Source organism: Natronosalvus caseinilyticus (assembly GCF_017357105.1).
GTDB lineage: Archaea > Halobacteriota > Halobacteria > Halobacteriales > Natrialbaceae > Natronosalvus > Natronosalvus caseinilyticus.
Genome location: NZ_CP071596.1, coordinates 2,174,046 through 2,184,507, shown reverse-complemented (window position 1 = coordinate 2,184,507; position 10,462 = coordinate 2,174,046). Strand labels below are relative to the sequence as shown.

Sequence of the window (10,462 nt, the reverse complement as noted above, 5' to 3'; positions counted from 1 at the left end):
AGGGCTCGAGGGCGCCGCTACGCGAACATACACGCACTGGAAGAACGGTTTCGAGACGAATAGGGAGGGGCGCTCGATCAGTAGGTTCTGGCGAAGTACGCCAGCTGATCGGCGTGTTCACCACAGACCGTACAGGCAGCGTCCTCGTCCTCGGGCGCGGCAGCCTCGCCGTCGGTCTCGGCGCTCTCCTCGGCGAGGGGTTGGAGGACGATCTCCGCGGAGACCTTCTCCTTGATGGCCTCCTCGCAGGCCTGGTCGCCACACCACGGGACCTTCACGTAGCCGCCGTGGCGCCCGATCGTCCCCATGATCTCCTCGGGACTGTCGGCCGTCCGCACGTTCGACTCGAGGGTCTCCCGGGCGGCCTCGTACAGTTTCTCGTAGATCGCGTCGAGGTGTTCGTCGACGGTCTCGGCGACGCCCTCGCGGTCGGCGACGGTCTTCTCGTTGTCCGGACGGTGGACCAGGGTGACCTCGCCGTCGTCGGCCTCGTTGGGGCCGATTTCGATCCGGAGGGGGACGCCCTCGAGTTCGTGTTCGTTGAACTTGAAGCCGGGATTGCGCTCGTCGCGGTCGTCGAGTTCGACGCGGACGCCCGCGGCCTCGAGGTCGTCGGCGACCTCGCTCGCGTAGCCGAGGACCTGCTCCTCGGTGTCTTCCTGCCAGATGGGGACGATGACGACCTGCGTGGGCGCGACCGTGGGGGGCAAGACGAGTCCCTGGTCGTCGGAGTGAGTCATGATGAGCGCCCCCAGCGCGCGCCAGGAGAGCCCCCACGAGGTCGTGTACGCCGTGCGCTCCTCCTCGTCCTCGTCCGCGAAGGTGATGTCGAACGCCTCCGCGAAGCTCTGGCCGAGGTGGTGGCTCGTCCCGCCCTGGACGGACTTGCCGTCGGGCATCAGACACTCGACCGTCGTCGTGGTGTCGGCCCCGGGGAACTTGTCGTGTTCGGGCTTTTTGCCCTTCAGGACGGGAATGGCGAACAGCTCCTCGTAGACGCGCTCGTACTGCTCGAGGCGGGTCCAGACTTCCTCCCAGGCCTCCTGGTTCGTCTCGTGGGCGGTGTGGCCTTCCTGCCAGAGGAACTCCTTCGTGCGGAAGAACGGCTTCGTGTCCGTCGCCTCCCATCGAACGACCGAGCACCACTGGTTGAGCCGCATGGGGAGGTCGCGGTGACTGCGCGTCCACTCGGCCATGAACGGCGCGATAATCGACTCGCTGGTGGGGCGGACGGCGAGGCGCTCCTCGAGCTCGTTGTGCCCGCCGTGGGTCACCCACGCCACCTCGGGGTCGAATCCTTCGACGATGTCCTTCTCGCGCTCGAGGTAGCTCTCGGGGATAAACAGGGGGAAGTACGCGTTCGTGACGCCGGTCTCCTTGAACCAGCCGTCGAGGGTGTCCTGGAGCGTCTCCCACAGCGCGTAGCCGCGGGGCTTCGTGACGATGAAGCCGCCCATGGGGGCGTAGTCTGCCAGGCCGGCCTTCTGTACGACCTCGGCGTACCACTCGCCGGGTCGATGATTCTTGGACTCGGTGATCCCGAGTTCCTGTGATTCGTCGCTCATACCTCAACAGTCTGCCAGCGCGCTCTTAAACGATGCGAAGGTACGGCGTCGGGTGACACGAGAACGGTAACCGCGTATCGACGCGGATGGCGAGCGAGTGCGGCCGCCGATCGACTGGTAGCGGGCCTGTACCGTCAACCCCGACGCCGAATACGACGGTACACGACCGGTGAGAAGCGAGGGACCAATCTGGTCGACGGTCGGCCGACGCCGTTACCGTCGGTTCGAACGCGCTCGAACACGCCGTGCTGTGCCATCTCGTAGAGGTGTCGCTGGACGGTTTCCGCCGACAGGTCGACGTCGACGGCGAGCGTCGTGGCCGTGTCGTCGATGCCTGTACTCGGGAGGCCCAGTTCGACGAACTGATCGAGGATGATTCGCTTACTTTCGTGAAGCGACGTGATCGTCTCGACGTGGACGCACCGGTCGGGCGTGGTTTCGATCGCCTCGTCGACGTGTTCGGAGCCGACACTCGTCGCCCCGTCGCGTTCAGCGAAAATCGCGGCGGCGTACAGCGCGGTGAGTGCTCGCGTCGCGTCGCCAGCCGCCCAGTCACTGATTTTGCGGGCAAACGCGTACTCGAACCCGTTCGAGGCGAGCGCAGCCGACGCCCGGGCGAAGAGAATGTCGAGGAGCGCTTCGGTAGAGTAGGCTGGAACTCGAATCGTGCGGTCGGCGGCCTCCAGCGGTCGTCGACCGACCGTAATCGTCGTCAGTGGTGCATTTGCGGGGAGTCGGCTCCGAATTGCCTCCACGTGCGATTCGTTGACGTGGTCGAGAGCGAGAACCGTTCGTTCAACGGCCGTTATCGCGTCCGCGATCCGCCGTTCGATCTCGTCGAAACCGATTCCGCGCTTCGGCGTCGGTTCGACGGTGAGCGCGTCGAGAATGTCTCGAAGGACGTCGAAGGCACTCGATCCGCGCGCGTTTACGTACACGAACTCCGTGCGTGGGACGACCGCCGTTCGGGTGGTTGTGACGATGGGCGTGTCGCCGGGGGAGAACCGTTCCCGAAGCAAGCGAAACAGGCTCGAGACGAGGACCGATTTGCCGGAGCCCGGTGGGCCGTATACCCGACAGGACGGTGGGAGCGACCCGTCGAACGCCGGCTCGAGTACGTCGAGCAGTCGCTCTGCAATCGCTCCGTGACCGGTGGGTTGATCGGGGTGGATCGCTGGATTCAGCGCGGCTTCGTCGACGAGTAGCCGGTTTCGATCGTCAGATATCCGACGGTCGATTCGTTCCCACAACTCCATTGATATCAGACAAAACCTGCATCAAGTAAGTGTTTCGGCTACTGCCTACTTCTTTACGAGTGACGGGTAACTATCGATCACGAAAAGGACTGTGAGAGTAGCAACGGGACGATTCGCCCCGAGTGTACGAATGTTCTGTACCCGGAATAGAATTGAGTTAACGCCAGTATAGATTGTGTCCGTACGAGGGAAACTGGATCATACAAAATGGACCGTAGGATGGTGCATATTTATTAGGTTCCATTATATTTACTGCCACTATGGCATCTAGCGACGAATCCCGGCGACGATTTTTGAAAGGGGCGGCGTGTGCGTGCTGTGGTGCAACGCTCGCCGGTTGCTTGAGTGGAAACGGCGACGAAAACGACGGCAACGGCAACGGCGACGGAAACGGAAACGACTCGAGCCAGGGCGACTACCCCGAATTCGACCCGCTCGACCCCGAATTCCCGCAGCTAACATCGACGCTGATGGAACACAGCTTCGAAACCGGGGCCCTCGAGGAACTCGAGAACTTCGAAGAACGAGACGAACCCGTCTACGGCAGTCCACCACGGGAAACGCCAGACGATGAGAGCGAGTGGATCGATCCCGACACGCTCGACTTCGCAATGGTCCCAACTGAGGACCCCACAGTCTTCGAAGGCGTGCTCGACCCGCTGCTCGAGAACATTGCTGAAGAGACGGGGAAAGAGGTCGTCAATAACCCGCTCCAGTCCTACGCGGCCCAGATCGAGACGATGCGCAACGAGCGCCTGCACGTCGCCGGGTTCTCAACCGGGTCGACGCCGTTCGCGGTCAACAACTCGGGCGCGGTCCCGTTCAGCATTCAGGTCGGCGAAGAGGAGTTCGGCTACCGGCTGTGGGTCATCACGCAGGCCGACAACGACGAGATCTACGAACTCGAGGACATGGCCGGCAAGAGCGTCGCCCACACCAGTCAGTCGTCGAACTCAGGTCATCTCGCGCCGAACGCACTCTTCACCGATGCTGGCGTGGTTCCCGGCGAGGACTACGAAATCGAGTTTTCCGGCAGTCACGAGAACAGCGCCGCGGGCATCTACCACGGCGACTACGACGTCGCGCCGATCTGTAGTACCTGCTACGCTCGCGTCGCGGAACGCGGCGATGTCGACGCTTCGGAGGTCAAGTGTATCTGGGCGAGTGCCCCGTTCCCGACGACCTCGTTCTGCTACCGCTACAACCTTCACCCCGACATCCAGGAGGGGATCAAGCGGGCGTTCCTCGAATACGACTACCAGGACACGGAAATCGCCGAGGAGTTCGAGGGGCGCGGGACGTGGGTGGAAATCGATTACGCGACCCACTACCACGACATCCTCGTCAACCACCAGGTCAACGGCGTCGACTACGAGGAAGACGAAGTCTAAAACCCGATGCTCAAAGTAGTCGATCTGGACAAGACGTATCCGACCGGAGATCACGCGCTGAAGCGCGCCTCGATGGAGGTTTCGGGGAACGAAGTCGTCGCTATCATCGGTCCCAGTGGAGCTGGGAAGAGTACGCTCATCCGGTGTATCAATCGACTGACGGAGCCGACCGATGGGGAGGTGTGGCTCGACGAGACCGAGTTGACCGGGCTGTCGAAGCGGGACCTGCGGGAGACACGCCGAGACATCGGGATGATCTTCCAGGAGTACGGACTCGTCGAACGCCTCACCGTCATGGAAAACGTCCTCTCCGGCCGACTCGGCTACCTCAGCAACTGGAACGCGTTTCGTCGAAATTTCCCCGAAAAAGACGTACAGTACGCGTACGAAACCCTCGACCGGGTCGGTCTCGCCGGCATGGAGGACAAGCGAGCGGACGAACTCTCAGGCGGCCAACGACAGCGCGTCGGGATCGCCCGCGCGGTCGTCCAGCGCCCGAAAATCATGCTCGCGGACGAACCGACGTCGAGCCTCGATCCGGACACGTCTCGAGCCGTCATGGACCTCCTGACGGAGATCGCCCGTGAGGAATCGATCCCGGTGCTCATCAACATCCACGAGGTCGAACTCGCGCTCGAGTACGCCGATCGCGTCGTCGGGCTCCACGACGGCGAGATCGTATTCCAGGGCGGTCCCGGAGCCGTCGACGAGGGCGCACGCGACGTCATCTATCGCGGTGAGAATGACGCCCACCGCGATGCTGACGGTCGGATCTCGAGCGAGCCGGGATCCGCAACCACTGACGAACACGCGCCGGACAAGAGCCCGACCAGAGACGTATGAGTAGCGGGACAAGCGGGGAGCGCAGCGAAGACCTGTACACCGACGGCGGCTACCCCGGCACGTGGGAGCGACCGACGGTGTTCTACAACGTCGCGGTGAAGTACGCCGTATACCTGGTGATTACCGGATTCGTCGTCTGGAGTCTCTGGGAGATGCGGGTCGGCATCGATCGGTTCGTGTCCGGGCTCGAGTCCGTTAGGACACTCGCCGAGGGGATGTACCCGCCAAACTTCGGACCGCGAAAGCGCGAACTTATCTACGGCGGAATGGTCGAGAGTATGGCGATGTCGATCGTCGCCACGTTCGTGGGCGTCATCGTCAGCATCCCGATCGCGGTGATGGCCGCCGAGAACCTCGTTCCGCGACCGGTCTACTACGTCGGGCGGGGAATCGTCTCGGTGTCGCGGGCGCTTCACGAGCTCGTGCTCGGCATCCTCGCGGTCATGGCCGTCGGAATCGGGCCGCTCGCCGGCGTTATCGCGCTGGTGTTCGCCACGCCGGGATTCTACGCGAAGTTGCTCGCCGAGGACCTGGAGGACATCGACGAAGGGCAACGCGACGCCATCAGGGCGGTCGGTGGGTCGCCGCTGCAGGTTCTCCTGTACGGCGTCTATCCTCAGGTGATCCCCCGAATCGCGGGCCTGGGTATCTACCGCTGGGACATCAACATTCGGGCGAGTACGATCATCGGAATCGTCGGCGCGGGCGGCATCGGGACGACGCTGCTCAACGCCTTCGATCGTTACGAGTTCGACTTCGCGCTTGCAATCATCATGGCCATCATCGCAGTCGTCCTCGTCGGAGAGGCCGTGAGCGTCTACATTCGGAGGCGGATACAATGACCGACCAATCGACGGTGACCGATACCTCGACGGAGTGGGATACCAGAGGTCGGAAGCGGCGATTCGCCCGTTACGTTGGATTGCTCACGACGTTCGTCGTCGTCGCAATCTCCTGGCGGGCGCTCAACGTCCGGTACGAGTACGTCGAGACGGCCCCGGAATCCGTCCGGGACCTTCTCAACCGGATGTATCCGCCGGACGCCGCGTACGCCAACGAAATCGTCGGTCCGCTCCTCGAGACAATCAACATCGCCGTGCTCGGGACGGGCCTTGCGATCCTGCTGGCGCTCCCCGTTGCGTTCATCGGCGCGGAGAACACCACGCCGAACCGGGCAACCTACCTGCTCGGGAAGTTCCTCATCGTCGCCTCGCGGTCAGTGAACGTCATCATCTGGGCAATCATCTTCGTATTCCTGTTCGGAACGAGCGCGCTCGCCGGCGTCCTGGCGGTCGGCTTCCGGTCGATCGGGTTCGTCGCCAAGCTCATCGCGGAGGAGATCGAGGAGATCAATCCGACGCAAGTTGAGGCCGTTCGCGCAACCGGCGCGAGCAGAACGCAGACGTTACTGTACGGGATCGTCCCGCAAGTGAAGCCGGCGTTCGTCGGGGTGTCCGTCTACCGCTGGGACATCAACGTCCGCTCGAGCACGATCATCGGCTTCGTCGGCGCGGGCGGCATCGGCATGGAACTCCAGAACAGCATCGACTTTCTCGACTGGCACCGCGTGCTGACGATTCTCATCGCCATCCTCGCGGTCGTCCTCGTCAGCGAACTGATCTCGGCGTACCTTCGGTCGAAGGTGCGCTGACCTCACTTTTACCTCCGCATGCATTACGACGGCATTATTTTCGACCTCGATGGGACCGTCTATCGGGGCGATCGACTCGTTCCTGGAGCCCCAGCCGCGGTCGAACGCGCTCGAGCAGCCGGTGCGAGCGTCCTGTTCCTCTCGAACAACCCCACGAAGCGGCCACCGGAGTACGCTGATCGATTGACCGAGTTCGGCATTCCGGCCGACGACGAGGACGTGCTCAACTCCGCGGCAATCACCGCGGAGTGGCTCGTAGCGAATCACCCGAATCGACCAGCACTGGTCGTCGGTGAACGCCCGCTCGTGGCCGAACTCGAGGACGCCGGCATCACCGTGACGCAAGATCCCCGGCGGACGGAGATCGTCGTCGTATCGATGGACCGGTCGTTCGACTACGAGACGCTCCAGCTAGCACTAGATGCCATCGACGACGAGACGCTGTTCGTCGCGACCAATCCCGACCGCACGTGTCCGGTCGAGGATGGGGAGATTCCCGACGCCGCCGGCATGATCGGCGCGATCGAGGGCGTTACCGGCCGATCGCTCGACCGCGTGCTCGGAAAGCCGTCGCCCACGGCGGTCGAGGTGGCGACGGCGAGGATGGACTGCGTCCCCGAACGGTGCCTGCTCGTCGGCGACCGGCTCGAGACCGACGTCGAGATGGGGGTCCGCTTGGGGATGGCGACGGCGCTCGTCCTCACGGGGGCGAGTGACAGGACGGACCTCTCGAGTGCACGGAACGAACCGACTCACGTCCTCGATTCGATTGCCGGCCTTCCGGAACTGCTCTCGGCAGACGGGTGACCCGCTCGGCCCGCGGCGGGAACCGCGAGGCCGTTTCATCCGGTTCTCTCGGCTTTATATAAACCCGTCACGAAGACGAGGTATGCGAGTCATCGAGGTCAACGAGTACGGTGATAGTGGCGTCCTCCAGACCGCCGAGCACGAGGTTCCGCAACCGGGCCCGGGGGAGGTCAGAATCGACGTCGAGGCCGCGGGCATCAACTTCGCGGACGTCATGCAGCGGCGCGGCGTGTATCCGGGTGGGCCGGAACCGCCGTATGTCCCCGGGATGGAAGCCGCCGGAACCGTCGACGCTACCGGCGAGGGGATCGACCTCGAGGAGGGCGACCGCGTGGTCGGCATGCTCGGCGGGGGCGGATATGCCGAGTACGCCACCGCCAACGCGCAGATGCTCTTACCCATCCCCGACGGAATGAGCTTCGAGGAAGCCGCCGGCTTCCCCGTCCAGTTCCTGACCGCCCACTCCTGCCTGTTCGAGTGGGGCGGCCTCGAGGAGGGCGAGTCCGTCCTCATCCAGGCCGCCGCGGGTGGCGTCGGCACGGCGGCCGTCCAGCTGGCCTCGCGGGCCGGCGCGGAGGTCTTCGGCACCGCGAGCATCGAGGAGAAACTCGAGCTGGCGGCCGACCTCGGGTGTGACCACCCGATCCAGTACACCGAAGTCGATTTCCGCGACCCCGTCGAGGAGGCCACCGACGGCGAGGGCGTCGACCTCGTCCTCGAGAGCGTCGGCGACGACGTGTTCGATCGGAGTCTCGACGCACTCGGACACTTCGGGCGGTTAGTCACCTACGGCGTGGCGAGCGGGGTTCCCGCGAGCGCCGAGAACCGGCGCCTGCTCTTCGAGAACAAGTCCGTCGTCGGGTTCCACCTCGGGCAGGCATCTCGACACGATCCGAAGCGGATCATGCAGGCGATTCCGGATCTAACCCAGGGGCTGGCCGACGGCGAACTCGAGGTGATCGTCGGCGAAACGTTCGCGCTCGAGGACGCGAGCGAGGCCCACCAGTTCATCGAGGACCGAAAGAGCGTGGGGAAGGTCGTGCTGATTCCCTGAGCAGTACGCAGTCGTCGACTCGAGGGGGCGCGTCGGCCGGTCGATCGATAGCCGAGTGATAGCTATTTTGCGCTGCTGGGTGGTTTGGTATGTATGCCCACAGAACGACCACGAGACACCCGTCATCGCGAGATCGACGCCATCGTGGAGGCGAAGGCGGGCGGCGTCGCGGAGACGAGAGACGAAGCCGACAAGTACACCGTCCTCGGGGCCGCCAGCCGACGCACGTTCGCGAACTGGCTGACACCGATCGAGGAGCACTTCGTCTGCCATCGAAACGATATTCCGGACGCCGACGCCGACGCGTGGACCGTCTCGCTCACCGGGGGGCTTAAGGGGACCCTTTCGATGACCGACATCAGGGAGAAGTATCCGACGGTCGCGGTCGCACACACGATGGAGTGTGCCGGCAACGGACGAGGCCAGCACCGACCGGAGACGGGAAGCGTTCAGTGGGACTGTGAGGCCGCGGCCACTGCCTTCTGGACGGGGACGCCAGTGAGTTTGATACTGCGCGAGTACGGCGTGACCGAATCCGAGGGACAGTGGCTCACCACCGTCGGTGGCGATCCGTCGGACGGCGACGACATCTTCGCCCGATCGATTCCGCTCGAGAAGGCCCTCGACGACTGCGTGCTGGCCTACGAGATGAACGGCGAGCCCTTGCCACGGGAGCACGGCTATCCCGTCCGCCTGATCGTTCCCGGCTGGTACGGCGTCAACAACGTCAAGTGGGTCGAGGAACTCCGCGTCATGGACTCGATGGTGACCGAGGGGAGCCTCGAGCGCCCCGGAGAGCACGCGTACTGGCAACAGCGTTCGTATCGCATCTATCCCAGTGGAAGCGAACCCGACGAGAACGAGACGGTCGAGACGTACGATACGTGGACCCAGCTCGAGGGCGCAGTCGAGTATCCGTACACGTTCGACGCGAACGTGATGTCGCTGATCGGCGCGCCATCCGGGGAGTCGCCCGCCGAGGTGCGACCGGACGAGTCGCTCAAGGTGCGCGGCGTCGCCTGGGCGGGAGACGATGGGGTCGACCGCGTCGAGGTCTCGACCGACGGCGGTGAGACCTGGGACGACGCGGAACTGTTCGGCCCCGACTACGCAGGCGCGTGGCGACTCTTCCGGTACGACTGGGACACCCGGCTGGGACGTCACACCCTGCTGTCGCGCGCGACCGACGACCTGGGCCGTCGACAGCCGTCACGAATATCCGACCCCGACGTCTGGCGAGACGCGCTCGAGAACGACGAGTATCCCTGGAACGAAGGAGGCTACGCCGCGAACGCGTACGAACCCAACGGCGTGGACGTCGAGGTCCGCGCCAGGGACGGCCGGGACGTCGGAGAGTGAGTCGCGTCGTTCGCGCCGACGCCGTCACTCCTCGAGCGACGCGCCACGCTCGAGGTCGTAGTCGACGAATTCGGCCTCGTCGAGCGGTCGTCCGCCTTCGAACGCGAACGTTCCCTCGACGGTGTCGCCCTCGAGCACCGCGGGTAGCCAGAGGTGATCGTCCTCCCACATGCGATCGTAGGGCACGTCGTCGACCGAAACCCACTCGGGGTGGGCTTCCTCGGTCGCCACCGGTTCGCCGTCGTAGACCTCGGTCCGGAACACGTGGCAGACGGTGTGGACCTCGCCGTCGAGCGTGAACGTGAGTTCGCCCGCCTTCTCGGTTGCCTCGAGCGGAATCTCGAGGCCAACTTCCTCGCGCACCTCGCGAACGGCGCACTCTCGCGGCGTCTCGCCGTCTTCGAGTTTGCCGCCGGGTCCGTTGTACCACCCCTCGCCGAGTCCGCGTCGCTTCTCGATGAGGAGCACGTCGTCGCCGTCCAGGACGAAACAGAGCGTCGCCTCGATCATGCTCGAGGATTCGACTGTGCGGACAA

10 protein-coding genes are annotated in these 10,462 nt (G+C 64.2%); 7 read left to right on the top strand and 3 right to left on the bottom strand.

Features of this window, described 5'->3' with window-relative positions:
• Positions 1 to 77 precede the first annotated feature (77 nt).
• On the bottom strand, positions 78 to 1,565 hold the full coding sequence (gene proS / locus J1N60_RS10575) for a proline--tRNA ligase (protein WP_312907274.1): 1,488 nt from the start codon (positions 1,563 to 1,565) through the stop codon (positions 78 to 80).
• Positions 1,566 to 1,699: 134 nt separating this feature from the next.
• On the bottom strand, positions 1,700 to 2,821 hold the full coding sequence (locus tag J1N60_RS10570; RefSeq protein WP_312907272.1) for a Cdc6/Cdc18 family protein: 1,122 nt from the start codon (positions 2,819 to 2,821) through the stop codon (positions 1,700 to 1,702).
• Positions 2,822 to 3,081: 260 nt separating this feature from the next.
• Between J1N60_RS10570 and phnD the strand changes: the two genes are divergently transcribed.
• The 7 genes from phnD to J1N60_RS10535 all read left to right on the top strand — a co-directional run bounded on the left by phnD (position 3,082) and on the right by J1N60_RS10535 (position 9,926).
• Positions 3,082 to 4,212, top strand: a complete 1,131-nt coding sequence (gene phnD, locus J1N60_RS10565; protein WP_312907270.1) for a phosphate/phosphite/phosphonate ABC transporter substrate-binding protein — start codon at positions 3,082 to 3,084, stop codon at positions 4,210 to 4,212.
• Positions 4,213 to 4,218: 6 nt separating this feature from the next.
• Positions 4,219 to 5,055 (top strand): phosphonate ABC transporter ATP-binding protein, encoded by an 837-nt coding sequence (gene phnC / locus J1N60_RS10560; protein ID WP_312907268.1) that lies wholly within the window; start codon positions 4,219 to 4,221, stop codon positions 5,053 to 5,055.
• Complete coding sequence (gene phnE, locus J1N60_RS10555) at positions 5,052 to 5,897, top strand: phosphonate ABC transporter, permease protein PhnE (RefSeq protein WP_312907266.1); 846 nt, start codon at positions 5,052 to 5,054, stop codon at positions 5,895 to 5,897. Before phnC ends, phnE (J1N60_RS10555) begins: the two co-directional genes overlap by 4 nt.
• Complete coding sequence (phnE, locus tag J1N60_RS10550) at positions 5,894 to 6,706, top strand: phosphonate ABC transporter, permease protein PhnE (protein WP_312907264.1); 813 nt, start codon at positions 5,894 to 5,896, stop codon at positions 6,704 to 6,706. The genes phnE (J1N60_RS10555) and phnE (J1N60_RS10550) overlap by 4 nt, the downstream gene beginning before the upstream one ends.
• Positions 6,707 to 6,724: 18 nt before the next feature.
• Positions 6,725 to 7,513, top strand: coding sequence for an HAD-IIA family hydrolase (locus J1N60_RS10545; RefSeq protein WP_312907262.1), 789 nt, complete (start codon positions 6,725 to 6,727; stop codon positions 7,511 to 7,513).
• An 82-nt stretch (positions 7,514 to 7,595) separates the two neighbouring features.
• Positions 7,596 to 8,567 (top strand): quinone oxidoreductase family protein, encoded by a 972-nt coding sequence (locus J1N60_RS10540; protein ID WP_312907260.1) that lies wholly within the window; start codon positions 7,596 to 7,598, stop codon positions 8,565 to 8,567.
• A 93-nt stretch (positions 8,568 to 8,660) separates the two neighbouring features.
• Positions 8,661 to 9,926: a sulfite oxidase gene (locus J1N60_RS10535; RefSeq protein WP_312907258.1), complete on the top strand. Its 1,266-nt coding sequence runs from the start codon at positions 8,661 to 8,663 to the stop codon at positions 9,924 to 9,926.
• 24 nt (positions 9,927 to 9,950) lie between these two features.
• On the opposite strand, the gene J1N60_RS10530 is transcribed toward J1N60_RS10535, so the two are convergent.
• Positions 9,951 to 10,436: an 8-oxo-dGTP diphosphatase gene (locus J1N60_RS10530; RefSeq protein ID WP_312907256.1), complete on the bottom strand. Its 486-nt coding sequence runs from the start codon at positions 10,434 to 10,436 to the stop codon at positions 9,951 to 9,953.
• Between the last annotated feature and the right edge of the window lie 26 nt (positions 10,437 to 10,462).

What these genes read in the sequence shown, in the direction of transcription:
- phnC (WP_312907268.1), top strand. Translation starts at nt 4,219, where the DNA reads ATGCTCAAAGTAGTCGATCTGGACAAGACGTATCCGACCGGAGATCAC.
- phnE (WP_312907266.1), top strand. Translation starts at nt 5,052, where the DNA reads ATGAGTAGCGGGACAAGCGGGGAGCGCAGCGAAGACCTGTACACCGAC.
- J1N60_RS10540 (WP_312907260.1), top strand. Translation starts at nt 7,596, where the DNA reads ATGCGAGTCATCGAGGTCAACGAGTACGGTGATAGTGGCGTCCTCCAG.
- phnE (WP_312907264.1), top strand. Translation starts at nt 5,894, where the DNA reads ATGACCGACCAATCGACGGTGACCGATACCTCGACGGAGTGGGATACC.
- J1N60_RS10570 (WP_312907272.1), bottom strand. Translation starts at nt 2,821, where the DNA reads ATGGAGTTGTGGGAACGAATCGACCGTCGGATATCTGACGATCGAAAC.
- J1N60_RS10535 (WP_312907258.1), top strand. Translation starts at nt 8,661, where the DNA reads ATGCCCACAGAACGACCACGAGACACCCGTCATCGCGAGATCGACGCC.
- J1N60_RS10545 (WP_312907262.1), top strand. Translation starts at nt 6,725, where the DNA reads ATGCATTACGACGGCATTATTTTCGACCTCGATGGGACCGTCTATCGG.
- proS (WP_312907274.1), bottom strand. Translation starts at nt 1,565, where the DNA reads ATGAGCGACGAATCACAGGAACTCGGGATCACCGAGTCCAAGAATCAT.
- phnD (WP_312907270.1), top strand. Translation starts at nt 3,082, where the DNA reads ATGGCATCTAGCGACGAATCCCGGCGACGATTTTTGAAAGGGGCGGCG.
- J1N60_RS10530 (WP_312907256.1), bottom strand. Translation starts at nt 10,436, where the DNA reads ATGATCGAGGCGACGCTCTGTTTCGTCCTGGACGGCGACGACGTGCTC.